The 25,824-nt window shown below is 56.2% G+C and carries 24 protein-coding genes; 4 read left to right on the forward strand and 20 right to left on the reverse strand.

Annotation, left to right across the window (positions count from 1 at the left end; genetic code table 11):
* Positions 1-16: 16 nt before the first annotated feature.
* The 12 genes from gstA to blr form a co-directional block, all read right to left on the reverse strand.
* The gene (gstA, locus tag QLG21_RS09980; RefSeq protein ID WP_282484310.1) at positions 17-622 is read right to left on the reverse strand and encodes a glutathione transferase GstA; all 606 of its coding nucleotides are present in this window, start codon (positions 620-622) and stop codon (positions 17-19) included.
* Between the two features lie 105 nt (positions 623-727).
* Positions 728-2,236: a dipeptide/tripeptide permease DtpA gene (gene dtpA / locus QLG21_RS09985; protein ID WP_137848481.1), complete on the reverse strand. Its 1,509-nt coding sequence runs from the start codon at positions 2,234-2,236 to the stop codon at positions 728-730.
* Positions 2,237-2,847: 611 nt separating this feature from the next.
* A complete protein-coding gene (nth, locus tag QLG21_RS09990; RefSeq protein ID WP_088207408.1) occupies positions 2,848-3,483 on the reverse strand; it encodes an endonuclease III in 636 nt (211 codons plus the stop codon).
* Positions 3,480-4,166: an electron transport complex subunit E gene (locus QLG21_RS09995; protein ID WP_058608927.1), complete on the reverse strand. Its 687-nt coding sequence runs from the start codon at positions 4,164-4,166 to the stop codon at positions 3,480-3,482. Before QLG21_RS09995 ends, nth begins: the two co-directional genes overlap by 4 nt.
* A 2-nt stretch (positions 4,167-4,168) precedes the next feature.
* Positions 4,169-4,789, reverse strand: coding sequence for an electron transport complex subunit RsxG (gene rsxG / locus QLG21_RS10000; protein ID WP_058608926.1), 621 nt, complete (start codon positions 4,787-4,789; stop codon positions 4,169-4,171).
* A 10-nt stretch (positions 4,790-4,799) separates the two neighbouring features.
* On the reverse strand, positions 4,800-5,852 hold the full coding sequence (gene rsxD, locus QLG21_RS10005) for an electron transport complex subunit RsxD (protein ID WP_102891004.1): 1,053 nt from the start codon (positions 5,850-5,852) through the stop codon (positions 4,800-4,802).
* Positions 5,853-7,889 carry an electron transport complex subunit RsxC gene (gene rsxC, locus QLG21_RS10010; protein ID WP_137848485.1) on the reverse strand — a complete coding sequence of 679 codons (2,037 nt, stop codon included), beginning with the start codon at positions 7,887-7,889 and terminating at the stop codon, positions 5,853-5,855.
* Entirely contained in the window at positions 7,882-8,460 is a 579-nt protein-coding gene (rsxB, locus tag QLG21_RS10015; protein WP_101737819.1) for an electron transport complex subunit RsxB, read from the reverse strand. Before rsxB ends, rsxC begins: the two co-directional genes overlap by 8 nt.
* Complete coding sequence (rsxA, locus tag QLG21_RS10020) at positions 8,460-9,041, reverse strand: electron transport complex subunit RsxA (RefSeq protein ID WP_006174964.1); 582 nt, start codon at positions 9,039-9,041, stop codon at positions 8,460-8,462. Before rsxA ends, rsxB begins: the two co-directional genes overlap by 1 nt.
* Before the next feature lie 76 nt (positions 9,042-9,117).
* Entirely contained in the window at positions 9,118-9,558 is a 441-nt protein-coding gene (locus QLG21_RS10025) for a DUF2569 domain-containing protein (RefSeq protein WP_006174965.1), read from the reverse strand.
* Positions 9,559-9,644: 86 nt separating this feature from the next.
* Positions 9,645-9,860 (reverse strand): transcription modulator YdgT, encoded by a 216-nt coding sequence (gene ydgT, locus QLG21_RS10030; RefSeq protein ID WP_006174966.1) that lies wholly within the window; start codon positions 9,858-9,860, stop codon positions 9,645-9,647.
* A 233-nt stretch (positions 9,861-10,093) separates the two neighbouring features.
* Positions 10,094-10,219 carry a division septum protein Blr gene (blr, locus tag QLG21_RS10035; RefSeq protein WP_171007377.1) on the reverse strand — a complete coding sequence of 42 codons (126 nt, stop codon included), beginning with the start codon at positions 10,217-10,219 and terminating at the stop codon, positions 10,094-10,096.
* A gap of 242 nt (positions 10,220-10,461) precedes the next feature.
* Between blr and QLG21_RS10040 the strand changes: the two genes are divergently transcribed.
* A complete protein-coding gene (locus QLG21_RS10040; RefSeq protein ID WP_137848486.1) occupies positions 10,462-11,502 on the forward strand; it encodes an oxidoreductase in 1,041 nt (346 codons plus the stop codon).
* A gap of 44 nt (positions 11,503-11,546) precedes the next feature.
* Here the strand turns inward: QLG21_RS10040 and add are convergent, their stop codons facing one another.
* The 3 genes from add to malX all read right to left on the reverse strand — a co-directional run bounded on the left by add (position 11,547) and on the right by malX (position 15,458).
* Complete coding sequence (add, locus tag QLG21_RS10045; RefSeq protein WP_058608921.1) at positions 11,547-12,548, reverse strand: adenosine deaminase; 1,002 nt, start codon at positions 12,546-12,548, stop codon at positions 11,547-11,549.
* Positions 12,549-12,645: 97 nt separating this feature from the next.
* Positions 12,646-13,818, reverse strand: coding sequence for a MalY/PatB family protein (locus QLG21_RS10050; protein WP_137848487.1), 1,173 nt, complete (start codon positions 13,816-13,818; stop codon positions 12,646-12,648).
* 47 nt (positions 13,819-13,865) lie between these two features.
* Positions 13,866-15,458 carry a maltose/glucose-specific PTS transporter subunit IIBC gene (gene malX / locus QLG21_RS10055; protein WP_137848488.1) on the reverse strand — a complete coding sequence of 531 codons (1,593 nt, stop codon included), beginning with the start codon at positions 15,456-15,458 and terminating at the stop codon, positions 13,866-13,868.
* A gap of 177 nt (positions 15,459-15,635) precedes the next feature.
* Here malX and QLG21_RS10060 point away from each other — a divergent pair, with 177 nt between their 5' ends.
* A complete protein-coding gene (locus tag QLG21_RS10060) occupies positions 15,636-16,664 on the forward strand; it encodes a Mal regulon transcriptional regulator MalI (protein ID WP_006174972.1) in 1,029 nt (342 codons plus the stop codon).
* Between the two features lie 84 nt (positions 16,665-16,748).
* On the opposite strand, the gene QLG21_RS10065 is transcribed toward QLG21_RS10060, so the two are convergent.
* Together QLG21_RS10065 and manA are read right to left on the reverse strand one after the other, a co-directional pair.
* Entirely contained in the window at positions 16,749-18,275 is a 1,527-nt protein-coding gene (locus QLG21_RS10065) for a YdgA family protein (RefSeq protein ID WP_282484311.1), read from the reverse strand.
* A gap of 99 nt (positions 18,276-18,374) precedes the next feature.
* A complete protein-coding gene (gene manA, locus QLG21_RS10070; protein ID WP_282484312.1) occupies positions 18,375-19,550 on the reverse strand; it encodes a mannose-6-phosphate isomerase in 1,176 nt (391 codons plus the stop codon).
* Between the two features lie 199 nt (positions 19,551-19,749).
* On the opposite strand from manA, the gene fumA reads away from it, so the two are divergent.
* Together fumA and fumC are read left to right on the forward strand one after the other, a co-directional pair.
* On the forward strand, positions 19,750-21,396 hold the full coding sequence (fumA, locus tag QLG21_RS10075) for a class I fumarate hydratase FumA (RefSeq protein ID WP_006174975.1): 1,647 nt from the start codon (positions 19,750-19,752) through the stop codon (positions 21,394-21,396).
* A gap of 163 nt (positions 21,397-21,559) precedes the next feature.
* Positions 21,560-22,954, forward strand: a complete 1,395-nt coding sequence (gene fumC / locus QLG21_RS10080; RefSeq protein ID WP_282484313.1) for a class II fumarate hydratase — start codon at positions 21,560-21,562, stop codon at positions 22,952-22,954.
* Here fumC and tus read toward each other — a convergent pair whose 3' ends face one another.
* From tus to iraM, 3 genes are all read right to left on the reverse strand, one after another.
* On the reverse strand, positions 22,955-23,884 hold the full coding sequence (gene tus / locus QLG21_RS10085) for a DNA replication terminus site-binding protein (protein ID WP_102890997.1): 930 nt from the start codon (positions 23,882-23,884) through the stop codon (positions 22,955-22,957).
* Positions 23,885-23,957: 73 nt separating this feature from the next.
* Complete coding sequence (rstB, locus tag QLG21_RS10090; protein WP_282484314.1) at positions 23,958-25,256, reverse strand: two-component system sensor histidine kinase RstB; 1,299 nt, start codon at positions 25,254-25,256, stop codon at positions 23,958-23,960.
* Between the two features lie 148 nt (positions 25,257-25,404).
* A complete protein-coding gene (gene iraM, locus QLG21_RS10095; protein ID WP_337278001.1) occupies positions 25,405-25,824 on the reverse strand; it encodes an anti-adapter protein IraM in 420 nt (139 codons plus the stop codon).

Below are 25,824 nucleotides of genomic sequence, written 5' to 3' on the forward strand. Positions count from 1 at the left end.
AACACAAACCGCCCGGTCAGTTCAACCCTTCTGCTTTCAGCGCCGCGGCAACCGCCGGACGCTCCGCCACGCGCGTCATATACGCCGCAATATGGTCTAAGCCATCCATATTCAGCTTCACTGCGCGCGCCCAGCGCAGAACGGTGAACAGATACGCATCGGCAATGGTGAAACGGGCGCCGGAAATCCACTGATCGTCTTTTAGCGAGTCGTTAATGTACTGCAGCTTTTTCTCCAGCAGCGCGCGCACGGTAGGTTTGTACTCTTCCGGCGTATCCGGGCGGAACAGCGGAGTAAAGCCTTTGTGCAGCTCGGTAGCGATATAGTTCAGCCACTCCAGCGTCTTATAACGGGCGATGCTGCCGGTCGGAGCAAGGAGCTGGCGGTCGGGCACCTTGTCTGCGAGGAACTGCATAATCGCCACGCCCTCGGTGAGCAACGTACCGTCATCCAGCAGCAGAGCCGGAACTTGTCCCTTTGGGTTGATGGCAAAATAGTCATCGCCATTTTCCAGGCGCTTCTTCATCAGGTCGACGCCATCAAGCGTGAAATCCTTGCCGCTTTCGCGCAGGGTGATATGGGAAGCAAGAGAGCAGGCGCCCGGTTTGTAGAACAGTTTCATCGGTAACTCCTTTTCGCTGAGGTTCCAGCTATGTTAGTGCGCGATTGGATAAAAAAAAAGCCGCTAATGCATTAGCGGCTTTTATTCAGTCGTTTCCCGATGACATTACACGGCAGCGGTTTTGCTCGCTTTAGTGTCGTTGTCGTCGTCCTGAGTCATACGATTCAGCTTAGGCGCTGTCAGCAGCATCAGCACGGCGATAACGCCAGTGGCGATACCAATCTGCATGAACACGGTGCCATAGACGTTCAGAGACATCAGCGGGTCGGTCACGTTCTCCGGCACAGCCATCAGGTTAGCAATCTTACCGGCGATCAGTGCTGCACCGGCGGTGGTCAGGAACCAGCTGCCCATGATGAAGCCCATCAGACGCTGTGGAACCAGCTGTGCAACCATTGCCAGGCCCAGACCGGAGATCATCAGCTCACCCACAGACTGCAGCGCGTAGCTCAGGATCAGCCAGCTGACAGAGACGATACCCGCGTCGGTGGCAAACTTGGTACCCAGCGGCAGCACCAGGAAGGCACCGGAGCACAGCAGCATACCGATGGCGAACTTGTGCGGCATTGGCAGACGGTCGCCCATCTTGTTATAGATGGCAGCCAGAATTGGGGAACCAATCATGATCCAGAACGGGTTCAGCGCCTGGAACTGCTCCGGCTCGAACGCGATGCCCAGAATAGCGTGCTCAACGTTACGGATGGCGAAGAAGTTCAGAGAGGTTGGCATCTGCATGTACAGAACGAAGAAGATAATCGCCTGCAGCATCAGAATGAAGGCCACAATCATCTTACGACGCGCAGCACCGTGCATAGCAAAGGCTTCTTTCGCGAAGATACAGACGATACCCAGCGCAACTAATCCCAGAACGCCACGAGCGATGGTCTGGTTATGCAGCAGCCAGGTTGCGATCGCCACGAGGATCACAACACCTACGATGGTCGCCAGCAGTTTGCCCATGTGCACAGGTTCGAAGTCAGGTTTGGAGCCGTTGTTTTTAACCCAGCTGCGGCAGAACAGGAAGTTCACCACGGTGATCAGCATACCCACGAAGCTCAATGCGAACGCGACGCTCCAGCCAAACTTAGCAGCCAGCCACGGTGTTGCCAGCATAGAGAAGAAGGAACCGATGTTGATGGACATGTAGTACATGGTGAATGCACCGTCCAGACGCGGATCTTCTTTGTTATAGCAGGTTGAGAGCAGGGAAGACGGGTTCGCTTTGAACAAGCCGTTACCCACGGCGATGGTCGCCATACCCATGTACACAATCGCGGCGTCATGGCCAGACCATGCAACCAGCCCATAGCCAATCGCCAGAACGATGGCGCCCAGCATGATGACACGTTTGGTGCCAAGCACTTTATCACCCAGCCAGCCGCCTACCGCGACCAGACCGTACACCAGTGCGCTGAATGAAGAGAACAGCGTGATGGAATCGGCTTCTGACATACCCAGCTGTTTAACCAGGTAGACCGCCATGATCCCTTGCAGGCCGTAGAAACCAAAACGCTCCCATAACTCAATGGAGAAGATGAGATAGAACGCTTTAGGTTGTTTAAAAGCGTTCAGGCTCACGCTTTCTTCAGTTGGTTTATTGTTTGCAGTCGACACATATACCTCTTTTTTTACATCCCATATTAACGGGGGTGTTCATAGCGTGATGACCGTGGTCCATCCGCTTTATAGTTATATTGGGAGGGGAAACGGCGGGTAATGTTCACTATCCGCGGCCTTCTGGCAATACGTTTGTAATACTCTGTTACATATAACTGAAGCCCTATAATCAGCGGGTCAGGCAAATGTTATTCAGCGTTAAATTTCATTCGATGAGTTTTGTTGGTTTTTTTCACTACCTTTAGCCCCGGAAATCAGCTGTATGGCGATATGTTCTGCTATTTGCCCTTTCAGGCAGTGATATAGCCCATATTCTGAAAAATGACTGGTCTTATCTGCGGTGTTGGGGTGGTTAAATCTTGTCTGGCTAAGGGTTTGCCGGGCTTTTAACAACAAAAATCCAACATGACGTTATCAGAGTGATCCCGATCACAGATGTATAGAAATTTTTGGTGATGAAAAAACAATTAACCTGTTTGAGTGTTAAATCACCGAAGGATCGCCCGGTACGTTGCGGTCAACGGCGAACAAATTTCGGTCAAAAGGAAGGTTATTAGTACGCCTTCCTTTTATAAGGTATTGAATGGCTGAAGAATGCGGTGAGCGCGTCAGGCGTAGACTTTTTCTTTGTATTCGCAAAGATCTTCAATGATGCACGAGCCGCAGCGGGGCTTACGGGCAATGCAGGTATAGCGCCCATGCAAAATTAACCAGTGGTGGCAGTCCACCTTAAATTCTGCCGGTACCACTTTGAGCAATTTCTCTTCGACCTGCTCAACGTTCTTACCGGGCGCGAAGTTGGTGCGGTTTGAGACGCGGAAAATATGGGTATCCACGGCGATAGTCGGCCAGCCAAACGCCGTATTAAGCACCACGTTTGCCGTCTTGCGCCCGACGCCCGGCAGGGCTTCCAGCGCAGCGCGATCTTCCGGGACTTCCCCACCGTGCTGTTCCAGCAAAATCCGGCAGGTTTTAATTACGTTCTCGGCTTTGCTGTTAAACAGCCCGATTGTCTTGATATAGGATTTAACCCCCTCGACGCCGAGCCCAAGCATGGCTTCAGGCGTATTAGCGACGGGGTAGAGCAGGGCCGTGGCTTTGTTGACGCTCACGTCGGTGGCCTGCGCAGAGAGCAGTACGGCGATCAGCAGCTCAAAGGGTGAGGTAAAGTTAAGCTCCGTCGTCGGATGAGGGTTTTCATTCCGCAGACGGGTCAGGATCGCAATGCGTTTCTCTTTATTCATGAAGCCTTCTCGGGTATCCCTTCCTGCACGCTGCGCTCGGCCGCGCGGCGTTTACGTTTTTCATCAATCAGGTATTTTATCGCCAGCATCATGCCAAGGCCAATAAAAGCACCCGGTGGCAGCATCGCCAGCAGGAAGGGGGTATCCGTATGGAAGACCTCAATGCGTAGCGCTTTTGCCCAGCCGCCCAGCAGCGCATCCGCACCGTCGAACAGCGTTCCGTTGCCCAGAATTTCACGCAGGGAGCCCAGGACGAACATCGCGCCGGTCGCGCCCATGCCGATGGCAAAGCCATCCAGGGCAGACATCGCCGGGGTGTTTTTCACGGCAAAGGCTTCTGCGCGGCCCACAACGATGCAGTTGGTGACGATAAGCGGAATAAAGATCCCCAGGGACTGATACAGTCCGAAGGCATAGGCGTTAATCAGCATCTGCACAATGCTCACCACCGAGGCGATGATCATCACGTAAATCGGAATGCGAATTTCCGTGGGCGTCCAGCGGCGCAGCGCAGAGATGGACAGGTTGGTCAGGGTCAGCACCAGCGTGGTCGCCAGCCCCAGGCCAAGGGCGTTGGTTGCGGTGGATGTCACCGCCAGCAGCGGGCACATCCCCAGCAGCTGAACCAATGCGGAGTTGTTCTTCCAGAGACCCTGGACGATAACCTCTTTAACCTGACTCATGATTACTCCTCACAGGCCGGAAGATTGTCAAGTTGCGCAGGCAGCGTTTCCGCGTACAGCCCGGCACGTTTTACGGCGTTGACCACGGCGCGGGGGGTGATGGTCGCGCCCGTAAACTGGTCAAATTCGCCGCCGTCTTTTTTCACCGCAAAGGCTGCGTCATTCTCGCCATGAATCACTTTACCGGCAAAATGCAATATCCAGTCGCTCAGACGAGTTTCGATTTTATCCCCCAGGCCCGGCGTTTCGTGATGTTCCGTCACGCGCGTTCCCAGCACGGTGCCCGTGAAGTCGGTACCGACCAGCAGCTGTATCGCGCCAGAATAACCGTCCGGCGCCGTGGCTTCCATCACCGCGCCCACTGGTTTATCACCTTTTCGGGCGATAAAGACGCGATGCGTCCCTTTGCCGAGCTGCGGAGCCTGCACCAGGAAGCAGCTTTGCTGCAGGTTATTATCATAGAAGTCAGAGGGGATCACCTGGTCAAAAAGCGCTTTCTGCTGCTTCGTCGACTGCTCATCAATGGTGGTTTTGGTCAGGGTATTGACCAGCGCGGTCAGGCCTGTCAGCACGGCGGCGAAAACAGCCAGCGTAACGCCGTGTTTTTGCATTGTTTTCAGCATGGCGAAACCCTTAGCGATGGCCGTACACGCGCGGACGCGTGTAATAGTCGATGAGCGGAACGGTGATATTGGCTAACAGCACGGCGAAGGCGACACCGTCCGGATAGCCGCCAAAACTGCGTATCAGCCAGACCAGCAGCCCGGCCAGCGCGCCGAAGATCAGGCGGCCACGGTTAGTGGTGGAGGCGGTGACCGGATCGGTCAGGATGAAAAACGCACCCAGCATGGTCGCGCCGGAGAGCAGATGCATCTGCGGGCTTGCCAGCGACTCAGGAGAGAACACCCAGCCCAGGGTCGCACAGACCGCCAGCGTCACGAGGAAGCTGACCGGAATATGCCAGCGAATGGCTTTTTGCTGCAGCAGGAACAGGCCACCCAGCAGGTACGCAAGGTTGACCCACTGCCAGCCCGCGCCAGCCAGCATACCGCTGAAAATGGCGGACTTCATAATCTGATCCACGCTGTGCCCGGCGTGCAGGGACGTTTTGAAGGTGTCGAGCGGCGTCGCCTGGCTAATGCCGTCCACGCCGATGCGCAACACGTTCATGTCCGCGCCGAGCGCGGTGTGTCCGGTAAAGATAACGTGCAGGGCATCCATAAAGCCGGGCACCGTGGCCGCGATCTCCTGCGGCGGCAGCCAGCTCGTCATCTGCACCGGGAAGGAGATCAGCAGAACCACATAGCCGATCATCGCCGGGTTAAACGGGTTATGGCCTAGCCCGCCATAGAGCTGTTTAGCAATAATCACGGCGAAGACCGTGCCCAGCACTACCATCCACCACGGTGCAAACGGCGGAATACTGATCGCAAGCAGCAGGCCGGTTAAAAGCGCCGAGTTGTCGGCCAGAATGCGGCTCACCTCTTTTTTACGCAGCTTCAGCACCAGGCCTTCAGCCGCCAGGGCACTGGCACAGCCGAGCGCTAACTGAATAAGCGTTCCCCAGCCGAAAAACCACAGCTGGAAGGCGATACCCGGCAGTGCCGCCAGGCACACCAGCATCATGATGCGCGAGGTCTGGCGCTGGTTGTGGGTATAGGGGGAACTTGCGATTCTGAAAACCATTTAATCCTCGTTAACTGCTTGCTGTGCGGCTTTCTTCGCCTGAACGCGGGCAATCGCGGCGGCGACTGCGGCTTTGCGTGGATCGTCATTTGCAGCGACGGTCTGTTCTTCCTGTTGTGCGGCCTGTTGTGCGGCTTTGCGCGCCTTAGCACGCGCGATAGCTGCTTCAACCGCCGCCTTACGCGGATCGACCGCCTCTGGCTCAATCACGACGCTGGACTGGGCTGCTTTACGGGCTTTTGCTCGCGCAATAGCGGCTTCGACCGCGGCTTTACGCGGATCAACCTCAACCGCAGGTTCTGCCGGTTGCACGTTCTCAGCCTGACGCGCACGGGCTTTTGCTCGCGTAATAGCGGCCTCAACCGCGGCTTTACGCGGGTCGATTTCACCAGCGGGCTCTGCCTGCTGCGCTTTTTCAGCCTGACGCGCGCGGGCTTCGGCTTTACGCGCTTCACGGGCGGCAATCGCATCGCTGTTATCCGGTTTTGCACCTGCCGGGATTTCTATCGTCTCGGCGGCGTTAGCTTTTTTCTCCCGCACGCGGGCCAGCGCGGCGGCGATTGCGTCCCGATCCGTCTCAGCGGGCTGCACGGCGGCTTGTTTATGACGTTCCTGGCGCGCAGCTTTTTCACGTTCCAGACGTGCCTGGCGAGCCTCGAAGCGCGCTTTGGCTTCAGCGGCGCGTTTGTCTTCCATGGAGATGGCGTAGATCTCGGCCTTCTCCTGACGGAAATATTGCACCAGCGGGATATTGCTCGGGCAGACCCAGGCGCAGGCACCGCACTCAATGCAGTCTGCCAGATTGTGGGCTTTGGCTTTATCGTGCAGTTGGCCTTTGCTGTACCAGTACAGCTGCTGCGGCAGCAGATCGGCCGGACAGGCATCGGCACAGGCGCTACAGCGAATGCAGCCTTTTTCTTCCTGCTCCTCGCCCATCTCGGTGGAGGAGGGCGCCAGCAGGCAGTTGGTAATTTTGACCACCGGGACGTCCAGCCACGGCAGAGTAAAGCCCATCAGCGGGCCGCCCATGATCACCATCTGATCGCTACCCGGACAGAAGCCGGCATGGTCAAGCAAATGGCGTACCGGTGTGCCCAGACGCGCCCAGACGTTGCCCGGACGGGAGACGGATTCACCGGTCAGGGTGACCACGCGTTCGGTCAATGGCTCACCGTCAATCACCGCGCGTTTAACCGCGTAGGCCGTGCCGACGTTCTGCATCAACACGCCGATGTCCGATGAACGTCCGCCGTGGGGAACCTGTTTGCCGGTCAGGATCTGGGTGAGCTGCTTAGCCCCGCCAGAAGGATATTTGGTCGGGATAACGCGAAGGCCGATGTCGTGGCTTCCCGCCAGCACCGCCCGCAGCATGGAAATGGCCTGCGGTTTGTTATCTTCAATGCCAATTAAGACGTCGCGCGGCTGCAGGATATGCGCAAGGATGCGAATGCCTTCCACAACCTGCGCGGCACAGTCCTGCATCAGACGATCGTCGGCGGTAATGTAGGGTTCACACTCTGCGGCGTTAATAATCAGCGTGTCGATTTTGTCGCCGCCGCCGCGCAGTTTGGTCCCCGTCGGGAAACCCGCGCCGCCCAGCCCGGCCACGCCGAACTGATGGATTCGCTCAATCAGCGCCTCCCGGCTCTGGGCGCGGTAGTCGCTCCAGCCGTCACGGTCGATCCAGCGATCTTCCCCGTCAGCGTAGATGGTTACGCTCAGCTCAGACAAGGCAGAAGGATGCGCAACGGTATGCGGAGCAATCGACACCACGGTTCCGGAGGTCGGGGCGTGAACGGGTAGCATGCGCCTGCGTCCAAAGGTCAGCGGCTGGCCGCGCAGGACGCGATCGCCCTCTTTGACGCAGAGTTCACCCTCAGCGCCGATATGTTGTTTCAGCGGCATGACGTATCGCGTCGCCAGCGGAATTTGACGCAGCGGCGTGCCGTTAGACTGGGTTTTCATTTCTGGCGGATGGATACCGCCATCAAAGTCCCAAATCTTCTCTTTTCTGAACGCGGAGAATAACTTAAGCATGGTGTTCCACAGGAATAATGCGAACCGGAATGGTTTGAAGATCCCATTTCCAGTTTTCGGTAGTCGTTTCAACCGGACGTAATTCTATGCACTGCGTCGGGCAGGGGGCCACGCAGAGGTTGCAGCCGGTGCAGAGATCCGCTACCACGGTGTGCATGGCGCGGGTGGCACCGACAATGGCGTCCACAGGACAGGCCTGAATACATTTGGTGCAGCCGATGCAGTTGGCTTCATCAATCACCGCCAGGGCACGCACTGGCTCCTGCACGTCGGCATCGCCGTCCACCGGTTGCGGATCGACGTTAAGCAGGGCAGCGATTTTCAGCATCACGGCTTCGCCACCCGGCGCGCAGCGGTTAATCTTTTCACCCTGAACGCCAACCGCCTCAGCATACGGGCGGCAGCCGGGATAGCCGCATTGCCCGCACTGACTCTGCGGCAGCAGCTCATCAATTTTTTCGACAACCGGGTCGTCCTCCACCGCAAAACGGCGGGAGGCATACCCCAGAATGACGCCAAACACCAGTCCCAGCACGCTGATTGAGGCGATGGCAATCCAGATTGCATTCATTACAACTTCACCAGACCACTGAAGCCCATAAAGGCTAAAGACATTAAACCCGCTGTGACCAGCGCAATCGAGTTACCGCGAAAAGGCGCGGGAATATCTGCGGCTGCCAGGCGCTCGCGAATGGACGCGAATAACACCATCACCAGGGAGAAACCGACCGCGGCAGAGAAACCATACAGCGCCGATTGCATAAAGTTATGACCGAGGTTGATGTTCAGCAACGCCACGCCGAGCACCGCGCAGTTCGTGGTGATCAGCGGCAGGAAGATGCCCAGCAGGCGATACAGCGCGGGGCTGGTTTTACGCACCACCATTTCGGTAAATTGCACCACCACCGCGATGACCAGAATAAAGGCCAGGGTGCGCAGATAGGTCAGGCCCAGCGGAATGAGGATCCAGGTGTCAATCCACCAGGCGCAAATCGACGCCAGGGTCATGACGAAGGTGGTCGCCAGCCCCATACCCATTGCGGTCTCCAGTTTTTTGGAAACCCCCATAAACGGACACAGGCCCAGAAACTTCACCAGGACGAAGTTGTTAACCAGCACAGTGCCGACAAAGAGCAGTAAGTAATCGGTCATTATTTAGCCTGAAATAAAAAAGCCGCCTATTATCGAATAATCCACAACGGGCGACAACAGGTTAACTGTAAGGTTATTACGGGTTAACGAAGGTTTTTTTCACACGGGCTGAACGCTTGAAATAGGGAACCAGAAGCGCCGCCGCCAATAACGGAAAGAGCAACTGGCGAACCGCCAGCGCGTCAGAAACCGGTGAAAAAGCAAAGGCTTTGATCGCCAGCAGCACGGAAATGAGCAGCCAGATAATGTAGTGTTTGGGCACACTCTGACGACGCTTAAAGAAGGCAATGGTCAGCCACAGCGTGTAGTACCACATGGCAATTGCGAAAACGAACGACACGAACCACAGGGTAATATTAAGCACACTTTGCGACATCAGGGTCTGAATGGCATGAGGCGTAATCAGTGCCGTGGTATAAAGCAGCAGCGCCAGCGAGGCGCTTAATAAGGCAACCAGCAGCCATGCCAGGGGGGCGATTAACCAGCCTCCAATTTTTTCACCAGCCGATGCGGTCATGTTCTCTCCGATGAGTTTGCGCGAAATGTTCTACAGAGATTTGCAGGGCGGAGAGTATATAACATTTCGCGCGGATGGCTACCTTCTTATAGTACGTAACGCCATACCGACTTAGGCACTTCGCCGACGTTAAAGAGACGGCCGCCGGAGACCAGTTCAGCACGACGGTGATCGGCAGCGCGGTACATATTGATGATTTCCTGATTATCTGACAGCGTGTAGTTCAAATGGTCAAACAGTTTTTCCAGGCTCTCAAGCGAATTGATTTTGCGAAATTTTAATAAATAGTCCTGAACTGTCATTTTTAATAAGTTTCCATATAAAAGTGAGTAATACCTCTGAAGGTAATTCGTTTGGATAATAAACGGATTAATAAAGACGTAAACTGCCCACTCAGGTAATGCGACGAAATTAGGAGTTTTCTTTAAAGAAAGAATCAGGCATCAGATGATGCCTGGAAGAGAGGTTAACCTTGTTCACCACGGCTGGCAATATGCCACTGACACATTATGTCACTCACCGGCGGGCGGGCAGGCTACTTCGGTTGCACGGCAGCGACAGGCTCCGGAGGCTGGTAGTTATCAATGTGGCTGGCAACGCCGAGCAAAATGACCGAAACCCCCAGGACAATCCATCCTGCTAATTCAATGATTCGATTAATAATTGACGTCATAATTTGCGTTTGTAATTTATCCTTAAATACAGATGACGAATGTTACAGCGCGCCATGCGAGTCGGCAAGGGGTTTGGGTATCGTTCCCGTATCCGCTCTCATGAGGTTACATTTATTTAACAAAGACTACCGGCACAGGATGCTATTTTTAGTGAAGGGATACGGAATTACGCTGCCGGACGCGCATAAAGCCAGTGTGAAATACGTTCATGACGTGAGAGGGTAGCATTATGAGTGAAAATATCCGTGTCGGCCTTATTGGGTATGGGTACGCGAGTAAAACATTTCACGCGCCGCTGATTGCCGGTACGCCCGGCATGTCCCTGGCGGCAATCTCAAGCAGCGATGCAGCCAAAGTGAATGCCGACTGGCCTGTGGTGCCGGTGGTTTCTGAGCCTAAGCATCTGTTCAACGATCCCAATATCGATTTAATCGTGATACCCACGCCAAACGATACCCACTTCCCACTGGCTAAAGCCGCGCTCGACGCGGGTAAGCACGTGGTGGTGGATAAACCCTTCACCGTGACGTTGTCACAGGCGCGAGAACTGGACGCGCTTGCGCGCAGCCTCGGGCGGCTACTGTCGGTGTTTCATAACCGCCGCTGGGACAGTGATTTCCTCACCGTCAAAGCGCTGATCGCGGAAGGCACGCTTGGGGAAATCGCCTCGTTTGAATCCCACTTCGATCGTTTTCGCCCTCAGGTGCGCGACCGCTGGCGCGAGCAGGCGGGGCCGGGGAGCGGCATCTGGTACGATCTGGCTCCGCACCTGCTCGATCAGGCGGTGAATCTCTTTGGCCTGCCCGTGAGCATGACCGTCGATCTGGCGCAGCTCCGGCCCGGCGCGCAGACCACGGATTACTTTCATGCCATTCTTAGCTACCCGCAGCGCCGTGTCATTCTTCACGCCACTATGCTGGCGGCGGCGGAGTCTGCTCGCTATATCGTTCATGGCACGCGGGGAAGCTACGTTAAATTTGGTCTGGATCCGCAGGAAGAACGCCTCAAAAACGGCGAGCGGTTACCGCAGGAGGACTGGGGCTACGATATGCGCGATGGTGTGCTGAGCCGCGTGGAAGGGGAAGCGCTGGTGGAAGAGACCCTGCTGACGCTGCCCGGTAACTATCCGGCATATTACGCGGCCATCCGCGATGCGTTAAACGGTGACGGCGAGAATCCGGTGCCGGCGAGCCAGGCGATACAGATTATGGAGCTTATCGAGCTGGGAATGGAATCCGCCAAACATCGCGCAACGCTCTGTCTGGCATGATGTTTTGTTGGCCGGGCACGCGTCAACGCTGCCCGGCAGAGGGCTTACGCGTGCGCCACTTTATCGCGCAGCGCCTGCTTCTCTTCCTGCGTCAGGAAGGCCATTTCCAGTCCGTTAATCTGGGCCTGACGGATCTGGTCGCGGCTGAGGCCAGCCTGTGGGGCGGCGACCGAGTATTCGTGAATGATATCGACACCCTGTACCGCCGGGTCATCGGTGTTCAGCGAGGCCAGTACGCCGTGCTCAAGGAAGGTTTTCAGCGGATGGTGCGCCAGCGTCGCCACGGTGCTGGTCTGGATGTTGGACGTCAGACAGGATTCAATCCCGATGCGCTGCTCAGCAAGGAAATCCATCAGAGCACGGTCTTCAACGGCTTTCACACCATGACCAATACGCTCTGCGCCCAGCTCGCGAATAGCCTGCCAGATACTTTCCGGGCCCGCTGCTTCACCCGCGTGAACCGTAATGTGCCAGCCCGCATCGCGCGCACGGTTAAAGTGGGAGAGGAACAGGCTGCCGGGGAAGCCCAGCTCATCACCGGCCAGATCGATGGCGGTGATCTGGTCACGATGCGCCAGCAACGCGTCCAGTTCCTGCAGACAGGCGGCTTCCCCAAAGGTACGGCTCATGATGCCAATCAGACGAGCCTGAACATCAAAGGCTTTACAGCCTTCCTGGACGCCAGCAATAACGGCTTCAACCACACCGTCAACGGGCAGGCCGTGGGTCATGGCCATATAGCCCGGCGAAAAGCGCAGTTCGACATAGTGCAGGCCGTTGCGGGCGGCGTCTTCAATGTTTTCAAATGCCACACGGCGACAGGCGTCCAGCGAGGCCAGCATTTTCACCCCCCAGTCCAGTTTGCTCAGGAAGCTCACCAGGTCAGGTTCGTTTGAGGTGACCTGCACGTGCGGGATCAACGCGTCAAGCGTGTGGGCGGGAAGGGTTAAATTGTACTGGCGGCCAAGATCGAGGATGGTTTGGGCACGAATGTTACCGTCAAGGTGACGATGAATATCAGTTAATGGCAGGCGTGTATCAATCATGGTCGCACTCTTTTTCTGGTTAAAGTGCGACACATTATAAAAACAAAACGGGGTAAAAAGCTATTTGCGCAAGGGAAAATTCCGTTGCGCAAACAAATTACCGTAGAGATTGGATGCCGTTGATCAGCCGCTGAACGCCTTGCTCCAGCTTGCTGCGTGTACACCCGGCATTGAGGCGCACAAATCCTTTACCCTCTTCGCCATAGGTATATCCGGGCATGATGGCGACTTTTTGCTGCTCGATCAGCACCTTTTGCAGTGCGTGTTCATCAATAGCCAGTGGACGCAAGTCGATCCAGGCGAGATAGGTCGCGTCGGGCGGCTGCCAGCCTAAATTCGGAAATGCGCGGTGCAATTCCTGCGCGACATAGTGCAGGTTTTGCTCAAGATAGCTGCGCAACGCGTCAAGCCAGGGTTCACCCTGCTGGTACGCTGCAATGTGCGCGGTCAGGGCCAGCACCGAAGGGGAAGAGAGTCCATCCCGGCCTTTTAGCGCGCTGAGATAAGCCTCCCGGCTGAAATCGTCACCTATCAGGCCGTAAGCGCCGGTCAGTGCCGGAATGTTGAAGCTTTTCGAGCCTGAGGTCAGCAATGCCCATTTTCCGCGAGCGACTTCGTTCCACGGCGTATGACGATTTTCGCCCCAGACCATATCCATGTGGATTTCATCGCTGATCACCGCCACGTCATAGCGCGCGCAGAGATCAGCCATGTGGGCCAGCTCGTCGCGCGTCCACACCTTACCGGTCGGGTTCTGCGGGCTGCACAGCAGCAGTATTTTGTTTTGCGGCTGGGACAGCGCCGCTTCCAGCGCAGCCATATCGCCCTGCCAGCCCTCTGGCGTTTTTTGCATGGCGACAGGCACCACGCGGCGCTGGTTACCTTCAATTGCTTTATAAAACGCATCGTAGGCGGGGGTATGTACAACCACGCCGTCTCCGGCGTGAGACCAGATACGAATCAGCTCCGACACCATGTAAATGACCGACGGGCCATACACAAGGGTATCGATGTCGATCTGGCTGTTGAAACGCTGCCGGAACCAGTGAGCCACGGCGGCCAGAAATTCATCATTCTTCCAGCGGCTGTAGCCAAACACGCCATGGTTGATGCGCTGATGCAGTGCGTCGGTAATGCAGGGCGCCGTGGCGAAATCCATATCCGAGATGGTGAACGGCAGCAGGTCCGCGGCCCCGAAACGGTCGGCAACGTAATCCCACTGAGTACACCAGGTGCCGTGGCGATCCACGACGGTAGAAAAATCAAACATAACGTCGATCCTTAAAGTAAAACCCCCTCACGCAGAGGGGGTTGGCATTACGCTTCGACTGTCCGCATCAGGGTAGCCAGTTCGTCTTTCACGGACTGAACCTGCGGGCCGATAACCACCTGCAAATTGTGCTGATTTAACTGTACCACGCCAATCGCCCGGTTGGCTTTCAATGCGTTGGTGTCGACTTTGGACATATCCGCCACCGACAAACGCAGACGGGTGATGCAGTTATCCAACGAGGTGACGTTATCCGCACCGCCCAGCGCCGCCAGAATGGCAGGGGTGTTGTAGCCGGATTTGCCCACGGTGCCCGCGACCGCCTGTTCAACGCTGGTGGCGTTATCCGTATCGCGGCCCGGCGTTTTCAGGTTAAAGCGGGTGATGGCGAAGCGGAAGATACCGTAGTACACCGCAAACCAGATGGCTGCCACCACTGGTACCAGATACCACTTGGTGGACAGACCGTGCAGAATACCGAACACCACGAAATCAATAACGTTGCCGTCGGTGTTACCAATGGTCACGCCCAGCACGGCCATCACGGTGAAGCCAAGACCCGTCAGCACGGCGTGAATGAGATACAGCACCGGCGCGACGAACAGGAACAGGAATTCGAGTGGCTCGGTGGTACCACCAACAACACAGGCGATCACGCCGGAGATCAGCAGGCCTTTAATTTTATGACGATTTTCCGGGCGTGCACAGTGGTACATCGCCAGCGCAGCACCAGGCAGGCCGCCCAGGAAGGCAGGCATTTTACCCTGTGACAGGAAGCGCGTGGCGCTCTCAGAAAAACCGTGCGTCGTCGGGCAGCTCAGCTGCGCCTGGAAGATGGTCAGCGCGCCGCTAACGTCATGTCCGCACACGTCCATGGTGCCGCCCGCTTCGGTAAAGCGAATCAGAGCCACCAGGATGTGCTGCAGGCCAAACGGCAGCAGCAGGCGTTCACCGGTACCGAAGATCATCGGTCCAAAATCACCCGCGCCGTTAATGATGCGGCCAATGCCGGTGATGCCCATCGCGAAGACCGGCCAAATCAGCGGAATAATCAGGCCAAACAGACCCATGACGACGAGGGTGATAATCGGAACAAAGCGCGTACCGCCGAAGAACGCCAGGGCATCAGGCAGACGGATATTGTGGAAGCGTTCATGCAGCATCCAGATGATCACGCCCGCAATGACCGCACCGAGGATCCCGGTATCGATGGACTGAATGCCGATCACGCTCTGAATGTTGTTCGCTTTCAATACCGCAGCGTCGGTGGTAGGCAGAATGTCTTTTGCGGTCAGCCAGAAGTTAACCGCAAGGTTCATCACCGCATAGCCGACAAAGCCTGCGAATGCCGCAACGCCTTTATTTTCACGCGCCAGGCCGAGAGGGATGGCAATACAGAACATCACCGGCAGGAAGCTGAACGCGAAGGAGCCGACCTTGCTCATCCAGATGAAGATCGCCTGCAGCACAGGATTGCCAAGGAAGGGGATCAGCGTGATCACATCGTGACTGCTGAGCGAGCTGCCGATCCCGAGCATAATCCCGCAGAAAGACAGAAGTGCCACGGGCAGCATAAAGGTTTTACCCAGTTGCTGGAAAAATTCCCACAGCGATATTTTTTGTGCTGCTTTCGCCGTCATAAAACGACTCCTTAATGATAAAAATAAGATGACCTGCTTCAATGCTGCGAGAAGATAAAACGTTTTATCAAATTTTTGTGCGCGCTAAATCACATTCTCAGGCTTTAGCTGGTAGTATAAAGATAATGTATTGATAAAACGTTTTACCGATCTCATTTCAGGGAGTTTCGCCAACCCATGGCTGTAGCGAAAAAAGTCACCATCAACGATGTCGCGCTCGCGGCGGGCGTTTCCGTGAGTACCGTTTCACTGGTGCTGAGCGGGAAAGGTCGCATCTCGTCTGCGACGGGTCAGCGCGTCAACGAGGCCGTTGAGCAGCTCGGGTTTGTGCGTAACCGCCAGGCCTCGGCGCTGCGCGGAGGGCAAAGCGGGGTGATTGGTTTGATCGTGCGTGACCTGACCTCGCCGTTTTACGCCGAGTTGACCGCCGGGCTAACCGAAGCGCTTGAGGCGCAGGGGCGGATGGTCTTTTTGCTTCACGGCGGGCGCGAGCCAGAACAGCTGCTCTCCAGGCTCGACATGCTGCTGACCCAGGGCGTTGATGGCGTGATCGTCGCGGGCGCATCGGGCGTGGGCAGTGAATTGTGCGAGCGCGCCGCCGAAAAAGGCGTTCCGCTGGTGATTGCCTCGCGCGCAAGTTATCTCGATGAGGCGGATACGCTGCGCCCGGACAACATGCAGGCGGCACAAATGCTGACCGAACATCTTATTCGTCGTGGACACCAGCGTATCGCGTGGCTGGGCGGTAAAAGTTCGTCCCTGACGCGTGCCGAGCGGGTCGGCGGCTACTGCGCTACGCTCATCAAATACGGATTGCCGTTCCACAGCGAGTGGGTCGTGGAGTGCGAATCCAGCCAAAAGCGAGCGGCGGAAGCGATGGGGACGCTGCTGCGCAGTAACCCAACCATTAGCGCCGTGATTTGCTATAACGATGTGATTGCGATGGGTGCCTGGTTCGGCCTGATCCGCGCCGGTCGCCAGAGCGGTGAGGGCGGCGTTGAAACGTTCTTTGGGCATCAGGTGGCGCTGGGGGCCTTTGCGGATGTCGGGGAGAACGCACTCGACGATCTGCCGATTGTCTGGGCCACAACTCCTGCGCGTGAGATGGGGTATACCCTGGCGGACAGGATCATGCAGCGCATCGAAAATACCGATGTCCAGGCCGGACACCAGATTGTGGCGGCGCGACTGGTGACGGCGAAGTAGTTTCTGCAGCACTGCGCTTGCACGGCCCGGATCCACAGGCCTCATCCGGCAAGAAAAAACCCCTCATGCGAGGGGTTTTGACATTTACTGCTGCGGTACCGCCGGAGCGGGCGCTGGCGCAGCCGGTTCAGGTATACCCAGCGTCGGCATACCAAACATACCCACGAAGTCCTCCAGCGGCATTTTGTTGCCGTTGAGGGTGACCTGGCCGTTCGCGTACTGCAGGCTGGTGGAAATGGTATTGTCCTCCACCTTCGTGATACGGAACATCTGGCCCATTGCCGCCAGACCTTTCACCTGCTGGTTAGCCAGTTTGCCCGCATCGTCCTCGCCGTAGCCTTCGAGCTTCGCAATTTGCGTCATAAACTCGGTAGCCATATCCATCGGGATTGTCAGCTTGCTGTCGAGTGACTTCACGCTGCGATCCACTTCCTGCGCCAGCGTCTGTACTTCACCCGTCGCGGTGGCCGGATCTTTCAGGAACAGTGACAGATTGAAGTTGGTCTCGCCTTTGCCATTTTTCCAGCTCAGCGGCGCAACGGTGATTACCGGTTCGCCTTTCAGCAGGATCGGCAGGTTATTAAACAGCACCGCCATCGCCTGCTGCTGGTAAGCCTGCGGATTCTGTTGCAGCGCAGCATCGCTCAGCAGGGCCTGGCTCTCTTTGCTGTATTTCTGGCTAAATTCGTGCCACGCCTGACCGTTAATATTGCCGATTTTCAGCGACAGTTTTCCGGTACCCAGGTCCTGATTCTGCACTTTCAGGCTTTTCAGGCTATAGTCCAGCTGCGTATTGATGCTTTTGCCGTCTTTAGACACGTCGGATTTGCCGTCCAGATCCATGCCTTCCAGCACGGCCATCTCTTTGCCTTCAACCGCAATGGCGATTTTATCAAGGCTCAGTTTCTGGTCGCCAATGCGCTCATCAAAATCGGTCATCCGGCTGTTGCCGCTGGCTTTCAGGTTATTGAAAGTAAGCTGGACCTTCTGGTTGTATTCATTGACGGAATTCACCAGGCCGCTTTCTGCATCCCCGGTCAGGGAAACATTCTTACCGTCACGATCGGCATCAAGCTGGAAATTACCGCCGCTAAAGGCAACTTTATCGGTGCCTTTTTCATAGTTCAGCGCTTTCAGGTCGATATCGGAGTGGGTGTCTCCGGCATAGCTGATGCGTGTATTGATCTCAAACGGAGAGGTGTTTTTCGCCATATCAAACAGCGGTTTCGTCACCTCATTATTGACCAGCACGGTTCGTGCTGATGCCATGGATGGGATCAGATTAAACGTCTTTAACTGCGCCAGCGGGAAGGGACCATGGCTGACCACTTCGTCCAGCACGACGCTTTGACCCGGTTTCAGCCAGGCGTTCTGGTTACCGGCAACCGGCTTCACGACCACCTGCATATGGCTGGTAAAGACGCCACGCTTATAGTCCTGATAGCTCAGCTCCAGGCCTGCCTCCGGCGCGCTGCGCTTAATCTCGCTGTTTGCCTGGGCCATCATCTCTGCCAGACGGCTTTCCAGTTGTTTCCCGGTATACCAGGAAGCTCCCGTCCAGATCACGCCTAAAGCTACAATCACTCCTACCGCTACGACCGATTTTTTCATTGCGATTATCCCTAAAATGAAACCAGGCGGTGAAAACCGCCTGGTGATACAACGCCTGTTACTAGCTTAGCAAGAGTTGTTAAAAAATTCAGTAAGTCCCTAAAGCTTATTGAAAACGCGCGCCAGACGGCCCTTACCGCTAATGCTTACCGGAGACTCGTTTGCCGCCACGAAGGCCGACTCGCCGGGTTTCAGCACCAGACGCTGCTCGCCTTTATGCAGCGTCGCTTCGCCTTCCACACAGAACAGGATCGCCGCGCTCTCTTGCGCAATGGCAGTTTCGTCTGCGCTAAGATCGTGCAGGGAGAACGCAAAATCGTCTACCGGGATTGGGAAGTCCAGCTCTGCGCCATTCTTCACCGGCTGGGTCAGCAGCTCGGCGGCGGGTTTCGCCACAAATTTAACGTTGGCAACCAGTTCCGGAATGTCGATGTATTTTGGCGTCAGGCCGGCGCGCAGCACGTTATCCGAGTTCGCCATTACCTCCAGCGCCACACCCTGCAGGTAGGCGTGTGGGGTTTCGGCAAAAAGGAACATCGCTTCGCCCGGATTGAGCTTCACCACGTTCAGCAGCAGCGGAGAGAACAGGCCGCTGTCGTCCGGGTAGAATTCTGAAATAAAGCGGATGGTGTCCCACGGCTCGCCCTGCTGGTCGTTCAGCGCGGCTTTGAGGATCGCCAGCGCGTGCGATTTCTCCTCACCCTGCATGTTGAGCAGGCTGGCAAACAGCTGGCTCAGGCCTTCCGCGTTTGGGTTTTCAAGGAAATGCGCAATGGCGTTGTTGGCGCCCGCGACGGGTTGCAGCAGAGAGATAATCTCTGAAAACTCGCGGAAGGCATTCATCGCCAGGAAAGGGGTAAGGGCGAAAACCAGCTCCGGCTTGTGGTTAGGATCTTTGTAATTACGCTCGGCGGCGTCCAGCGGAATACCTGCCGCGTTCTCTTTCGCAAAACCGATTTCGGAGGCTTTCTTGTTCGGGTGAACCTGAATGGAAAGCGGCTGGTCGGCGCACAGTACCTTAAACAGGAACGGCAGTTCGCCAAAACGGCTGGCAACTTTATCGCCAAGGAGGGCCGTTTTATCGGCGTCGATGGCGTCACGCAGGCTGCGCACCTGACCGTTGGCGTCCTCGATTTTTGAGCTGCTCTTCGGGTGTGCGCCCATCCACAGCTCTGCCATCGGCAGTTGGTCTGGATTCGCGATACCGTAGAGATCCGTTAACGCAGTTTTACTTCCCCAGGCATAGTTTTGCACTGAGTTGATGAGTTTTTGCATTATCAAGCCCTGATTCAAATGTGGAATTAACTGCGGGTATTAAAGCAATAAACCGCCCCGAAGTAACCTGCGGATGTAAAAAGTCGTACTAGTCTCAGTTTTTGTTAAAAAATTGTGTAGGATAAGCTAACTCGCTTTTAAGCCGGGCAGCGGAACATCTGCCCTACATAATCAGACCCAAGCAGTAAGTGAGAGAACAATGTCGAACAAACCCTTCCAGTATCAGGATCCTTTCCCGCTCAGCAAGGATCAAACCGAGTATTACCTGCTTACCCGCGATTACGTTTCCGTCTCAGAGTTTGAAGGCCAGGCGATCCTCAAAGTGGATCCGCAGGCGCTGACCTTGCTGGCGCAGCAGGCGTTTCACGATGCCTCTTTTATGCTTCGCCCCGCGCATCAGCAGCAGGTTGCCGATATCCTGAGCGACCCGGAGGCCAGCGAAAACGATAAATACGTTGCGCTGCAGTTCCTGCGAAACTCCGATATTGCGGCCAAAGGCATTCTGCCTACCTGTCAGGATACCGGCACTGCCATTATCACCGGTAAGAAAGGCCAGCGCGTCTGGACCGGTGGCGGCGACGAAGCCGCGCTGGCGCGTGGTGTGTATAACACCTATACCGAAGACAACCTGCGCTACTCGCAAAACGCCGCGCTTGATATGTATAAAGAGGTCAACACCGGCACCAACCTGCCCGCACAGATTGACCTCTACAGCGTTGACGGTGATGAGTATAAATTCCTCTGCATCGCCAAAGGCGGCGGTTCAGCCAACAAAACCTACCTCTACCAGGAGACCAAAGCGCTGCTTACCCCAGGCAAGCTGAAAAACTATCTGGTCGAGAAAATGCGTACCCTCGGCACGGCGGCCTGCCCGCCGTACCACATCGCCTTCGTGATTGGCGGGACGTCAGCCGAGAGCACGCTCAAAACTGTTAAGCTGGCGTCGACGAAATACTACGACGGCCTGCCGACCGAAGGGAACGAGCATGGTCAGGCGTTCCGCGATGTGCAGCTCGAACAGGAACTGCTGACGGAAGCGCAGAATCTGGGGCTGGGCGCGCAGTTTGGCGGGAAATACTTTGCCCACGATATTCGCGTGATTCGTCTGCCGCGCCACGGCGCATCCTGCCCGGTGGGAATGGGCGTCTCCTGCTCGGCGGATCGTAACATCAAAGCGAAGATCAATCGCGACGGCATCTGGATCGAAAAACTGGAGAATAATCCGGGTAAATATATCCCTGAATCGCTGCGTAAGGCGGGCGAGGGGGAAGCGGTTCACGTGGACCTGAACCGTCCGATGAGCGAGATTCTGGCGCAACTGTCTCAGTATCCGGTCTCAACGCGCCTCTCCCTGAACGGAACGATCATCGTTGGACGTGACATCGCCCACGCGAAGCTCAAAGAGCGGCTGGATAACGGCGAAGGGTTGCCGCAGTACATTAAAGACCATCCAATCTACTACGCCGGTCCGGCGAAAACGCCAGAAGGCTATGCGTCCGGCTCCTTAGGCCCAACCACGGCGGGCCGTATGGACTCGTATGTCGATCAGCTGCAGGCCAACGGCGGGAGCATGATCATGCTCGCCAAAGGCAACCGCAGCCAGCAGGTGACCGATGCCTGCCACAAGCACGGTGGCTTCTACCTCGGGAGCATCGGCGGCCCGGCAGCCGTGCTGGCGCAGGGCAGCATTAAGAGCCTGGAGTGTGTGGAGTACCCGGAACTGGGTATGGAAGCGATCTGGAAAATTGAAGTGGAAGATTTCCCGGCGTTCATCCTGGTGGATGACAAGGGCAATGACTTCTTCAAACAGATCCAGTCTTCCCAGTGTTCGGCGTGTGTGAAGTAGTCTGACTACATTACCCGGCCTACATTCTCGTGGGTCGGGTAAGGCGAAGCCGCCACCCGACATCAAAAAGAGCGCACAAAGCGCCATAACGTTTCTCAGAAGTCATCAATACTTATCTCTTAAGCATGTGAGCAATCCCATCTTGATAATCAAGGAGAAAGTAATGACAACGCATCGCCGCGAGAAAGATTCGATGGGCGCAATCGACGTCCCGGCTGACAAGCTATGGGGCGCGCAGACCCAGCGTTCGCTTGAGCATTTCCGCATTTCAACCGAGAAAATGCCCGTCTCGCTGATCCAGGCGCTGGCGCTGACCAAGCGTGCAGCAGCCAAAGTTAATCAGGATTTAGGCCTGCTGGAGGCCCAGAAAGCCCGCGCCATCATTGACGCCGCAGATGAAGTGCTGAAGGGGCAACATCCCGACGAATTCCCGCTTGCCATCTGGCAGACCGGTTCGGGCACCCAGAGCAACATGAACATGAACGAAGTGCTGGCGAACCGGGCAAGCGAACTGCTGGGCGGCGTTCGCGGGATGGAGCGCAAGGTTCACCCGAACGACGACGTCAATAAAAGCCAGAGTTCCAACGATGTCTTCCCGACGGCGATGCACGTGGCCGCGGTGATCGCCCTTCGCGAGCAGCTGATCCCGCAGCTGAATGTGCTCAAAACCACTCTCCACGAAAAAGCGCAGGCGTTCCGCAATATCGTCAAAATTGGCCGTACGCACCTGCAGGATGCCACGCCGTTGACCCTCGGCCAGGAGATCTCGGGCTGGGTGGCGATGCTTGAGCACAATCTCAAGCACATCGAATACAGCCTGCCGCATCTGTCGGAGCTGGCATTAGGCGGCACGGCGGTGGGCACAGGACTCAATACCCATCCGGAGTATGCGGTACGCGTGGCAGAGGAGCTGGCGGCCATCACCGGGCAGGCGTTTGTCACCGCGCCGAATAAGTTCGAAGCGCTGGCGACCTGCGATGCACTGGTTCATACCCATGGCGCACTAAAAGGGCTGGCGGCATCGCTGATGAAAATTGCCAACGACGTGCGCTGGCTGGCATCAGGCCCACGCTGCGGTATCGGTGAGATCGCTATTCCGGAAAACGAACCGGGCAGCTCAATCATGCCGGGCAAGGTGAACCCAACCCAGTGTGAAGCCATGACCATGCTCTGCTGTCAGGTGATGGGCAACGACGTGGCCGTCAACATGGGCGGCGCATCCGGTAACTTCGAGCTGAACGTCTATCGCCCGATGGTGATCCATAATCTGCTGCAATCCGTACGTTTGCTAGCGGACGGCATGGAGAGCTTCAATGAGCACTGCGCGGTGGGTATCGAGCCGAATCGCGAGCGCATCGGCCAGCTGCTCAATGAGTCGTTAATGCTGGTTACGGCGCTCAACACCCATATCGGCTATGACAAAGCGGCTGAAATCGCCAAAAAAGCCCACAAAGAGGGGCTGACCCTGAAAGCTGCGGCGCTGGCGCTGGGTTACCTGACGGACGCCGAGTTTGACAGCTGGGTCCGTCCGGAAGAGATGGTCGGCAGCATGAAGTAATCACGTCGCCACATACAGGTGCAGCCGTGGAATGATCAGCTGCAGCGGCTGCGCCTGCGGTTTATAGCGATGCTGAACGTTGTCGGCATCGTAGTTCAACAGTTCGCCAATGTCCGGCACCACCGCCCCCTGCTCACTATCGTAAAGCGCGATCAGCGGCGTTGGGCAGGCGTACTGCACCTGCTTTTGTTGCCCCGAATACCAGACGCGGGCGATAGGTTGCACCTTCACCGGACGCTTTATCTTAAGACGCGTATCTGCCGGTAATGAGGCGATGCTGTGATACTCCTGCTCCAGGCGTTCTATCCACTGCTCGCGCGACCAGGGAGCGACCGTGCGCGGGGCTTTCAGGCTCTTCTCCAGCATGTCCAGCACCTCGTTACGGGTGAAGTTTTTAATGATGTGCTTGTTGGCCCAGCCAAAGCGGAGCGTGGCGGGGTGGCGCAGCGCCGTGAGCGTACGGTACGCATTCAGGGTAATTAATCCCGGTAGCTGGCGGTGAACCCATTCGAAGCGGGCGGCGGGTGCCAGCCCGGACTCCACGGTCACGATTTTCTCAAAGGCGTTTTTCAGGGCATTGATGCGCTGAATGTGCGCCTCCAGCGCTTCACGCGTGGTGGTATCCGTTTGCAGACAGATCACGCCCGGCAGGCGCACGGCCGCCTTGCTGCTGCGCTGCTCGGATTGTTGCTGGATAAACAGGCGGCGATAGTGCTGAAGCGCGAGCGTCAGCGCACTTTTGCCGACGTGCTGTGTCACCTCAATGGTTTGCAGCGGGTCGTGTTCCGCCCCTTTTGCCACATCGGGAAGCGAAAACACGCGCGCCGCCAGCAGGCGACACGCCTGTAAATGTTCCGTCAACGTCAGCAGTTCATGCTCAATACTTCGGAACGTGGCATTGAGCCGTTCGATGAGATCGTAAGTCGCCATAATCACTCTCATTAGTTACAACATACTTATGGTATAGCACAGCACGCCCGGTCAGGCCAGCGTGCGGTTTAGGTCAGGCAGGGACAGGAAGGGGGATAGTATGGTACACCGGCCAGCTAAAGCAGAAGCGCGCGCCGCCGAGGGGGCTGTCATCGCAACGCACCGTGCCGCCCATCGCCTGCGCAATAGAGTGCACAATCGCCAGCCCCAGACCGCAGCCGCCCGTGGCGCGATCGCGACTCGGATCGAGACGGACAAAGGGTTCAAAGACGTTTTCGCGCTCATCGGGGGCAATGCCAGGCCCATCGTCCTCAACCGTCAGGCTCGCCTGGTTGCCCTGCAGATCTAAACTGATTTGCAGAGTGTGCTCGCTGTAGCGCAGCGCGTTATTCATCAGGTTATCCAGCACGCGCTCCATCAAGCGCATGTCCAGCGCACCATAATCGCCTGGCGTGACGGCGGTTAACAGTGCGCGCTGGGGATTCACGCTCTGCACATCATCAATATGCGTTTGCAGCCAGACGGGCAGGTCCGGCGTAGTGAGGTGCAGTTCGTTTTGCGGACGGTCGAGCCGGGCATAAGTGAGCAGTTCCTCTATCAGCGCTTCAAGCTGGCCGATGTCGCGGTTAAGCGCCAGGGACTCCGCCTCGGTGAGGTTTTCGCTCATCTCCAGCCGGTAACGCAGGCGGACCAGCGGCGTGCGTAACTCGTGAGCAATGCCGTCGATAAGCTGCTTTTTACTCGCAATCAGCGCGTTAATGTTATCGGCCATCTGGTTAAAGGCGATCCCGAGGCGATCGAAGCTGGAGCCGCTGTCGAAGTGAATGCGCTCGGTAAAATGCCCCTCGCCAAAACGCTGCGCGGCGGTTTCAAGCTTTAGCATGTCCTGCCAGTGCGGACGCATCCAGATAAAGACCGGGAAGGCCAGCGAGATGGCAATGAACGCCAGCAGCGCCATGTCCAGCAGCCGCATCTGGTGCAAAAAATAGAGATAGGGAACCGGGCCAACGGCCAGTACGTAATGGCTGCGCGGAATGCGCTGAATGAAAGTGTACTTTTCATCAAGCGCCACGATATCGCCATCCCGCAGGCGCTGGAGGGCTGGAGCGTCTAAATCAAAATTCTTCAGCGGCTCAATGCGTAAATCAAACGACAAATTGAGATCCAGCTCTTTCAGGGTTTTCGCCCAGTCGCGAGGGGGGATTTCACGCAATTCACTTCGCATGAGGTAAAGCGAACTTTTCATTAAATCGTCCAGCGACTGTCGGCCAGCGCGTTCAGCGGTGAACTTATACACCAGCCCGACCAGCATGGTCATGACCAGGAAGCAGACAAACAGCAGCAGATAAAACTGCACAAAAAGCTTTTTCATTAATGGCACACCACCGAGAAGACGCAGATCCAGCAACCTGTGTGCTGCTATGAAAGCAGGCTTTGCGCCTGCTGACAACATTTCTGGTCTCCCTGTACCCGAAGACTACGCCTCTCTTGCACTGTGCGTTTGCACCGGGATAAGGCGATTAATGTCTGTTCCGGTTCGCGCCCATAATTAATGGATTCGTCGCAAATCCATGCGGACATTTTCGTGCGTTGCAATGCATCGCATAAGAGCATATTTCTTCGTGCTGATTTTTATTGAACGGACACGCCATCTTGTCTTTGATTTCATTCCACAGCATTTCGTTATAAGGAGACACGTTGTATAAGGAGATAGGGCTATAAATTCCATTGATGAACACACCCTTTTTTGTTGGGTATATTCTGTCCCCTGGGTACAAATACACATCACTTTCGTACCATATGATCAGCTTCAGAAACTTAAGTCCCAAAATGCTCGAATAAACAATTCCCGTATTCGGACAAATGATTGAGCTGATTACTCTCCATGACATCGCTTTACCTCTACCATTAAAAAATTTTGAGCTTATAAGGTTTAGCAT

Source organism: Enterobacter sp. V87_3, from assembly GCF_029967835.1.
Lineage (GTDB): Bacteria > Pseudomonadota > Gammaproteobacteria > Enterobacterales > Enterobacteriaceae > Enterobacter > Enterobacter cancerogenus.

What these genes read in the sequence shown, in the direction of transcription:
- gstA (WP_282484310.1), bottom strand. Translation starts at nt 622, where the DNA reads ATGAAACTGTTCTACAAACCGGGCGCCTGCTCTCTTGCTTCCCATATC.
- nth (WP_088207408.1), bottom strand. Translation starts at nt 3,483, where the DNA reads ATGAATAAAGAGAAACGCATTGCGATCCTGACCCGTCTGCGGAATGAA.
- QLG21_RS09995 (WP_058608927.1), bottom strand. Translation starts at nt 4,166, where the DNA reads ATGAGTCAGGTTAAAGAGGTTATCGTCCAGGGTCTCTGGAAGAACAAC.
- rsxG (WP_058608926.1), bottom strand. Translation starts at nt 4,789, where the DNA reads ATGCTGAAAACAATGCAAAAACACGGCGTTACGCTGGCTGTTTTCGCC.
- rsxD (WP_102891004.1), bottom strand. Translation starts at nt 5,852, where the DNA reads ATGGTTTTCAGAATCGCAAGTTCCCCCTATACCCACAACCAGCGCCAG.
- rsxC (WP_137848485.1), bottom strand. Translation starts at nt 7,889, where the DNA reads ATGCTTAAGTTATTCTCCGCGTTCAGAAAAGAGAAGATTTGGGACTTT.
- rsxB (WP_101737819.1), bottom strand. Translation starts at nt 8,460, where the DNA reads ATGAATGCAATCTGGATTGCCATCGCCTCAATCAGCGTGCTGGGACTG.
- rsxA (WP_006174964.1), bottom strand. Translation starts at nt 9,041, where the DNA reads ATGACCGATTACTTACTGCTCTTTGTCGGCACTGTGCTGGTTAACAAC.
- QLG21_RS10025 (WP_006174965.1), bottom strand. Translation starts at nt 9,558, where the DNA reads ATGACCGCATCGGCTGGTGAAAAAATTGGAGGCTGGTTAATCGCCCCC.
- ydgT (WP_006174966.1), bottom strand. Translation starts at nt 9,860, where the DNA reads ATGACAGTTCAGGACTATTTATTAAAATTTCGCAAAATCAATTCGCTT.
- QLG21_RS10040 (WP_137848486.1), top strand. Translation starts at nt 10,462, where the DNA reads ATGAGTGAAAATATCCGTGTCGGCCTTATTGGGTATGGGTACGCGAGT.
- add (WP_058608921.1), bottom strand. Translation starts at nt 12,548, where the DNA reads ATGATTGATACACGCCTGCCATTAACTGATATTCATCGTCACCTTGAC.
- QLG21_RS10050 (WP_137848487.1), bottom strand. Translation starts at nt 13,818, where the DNA reads ATGTTTGATTTTTCTACCGTCGTGGATCGCCACGGCACCTGGTGTACT.
- malX (WP_137848488.1), bottom strand. Translation starts at nt 15,458, where the DNA reads ATGACGGCGAAAGCAGCACAAAAAATATCGCTGTGGGAATTTTTCCAG.
- QLG21_RS10060 (WP_006174972.1), top strand. Translation starts at nt 15,636, where the DNA reads ATGGCTGTAGCGAAAAAAGTCACCATCAACGATGTCGCGCTCGCGGCG.
- QLG21_RS10065 (WP_282484311.1), bottom strand. Translation starts at nt 18,275, where the DNA reads ATGAAAAAATCGGTCGTAGCGGTAGGAGTGATTGTAGCTTTAGGCGTG.
- manA (WP_282484312.1), bottom strand. Translation starts at nt 19,550, where the DNA reads ATGCAAAAACTCATCAACTCAGTGCAAAACTATGCCTGGGGAAGTAAA.
- fumA (WP_006174975.1), top strand. Translation starts at nt 19,750, where the DNA reads ATGTCGAACAAACCCTTCCAGTATCAGGATCCTTTCCCGCTCAGCAAG.
- fumC (WP_282484313.1), top strand. Translation starts at nt 21,560, where the DNA reads ATGACAACGCATCGCCGCGAGAAAGATTCGATGGGCGCAATCGACGTC.
- tus (WP_102890997.1), bottom strand. Translation starts at nt 23,884, where the DNA reads ATGGCGACTTACGATCTCATCGAACGGCTCAATGCCACGTTCCGAAGT.
- rstB (WP_282484314.1), bottom strand. Translation starts at nt 25,256, where the DNA reads ATGAAAAAGCTTTTTGTGCAGTTTTATCTGCTGCTGTTTGTCTGCTTC.
- iraM (WP_337278001.1), bottom strand. Translation starts at nt 25,824, where the DNA reads ATGCTAAACCTTATAAGCTCAAAATTTTTTAATGGTAGAGGTAAAGCG.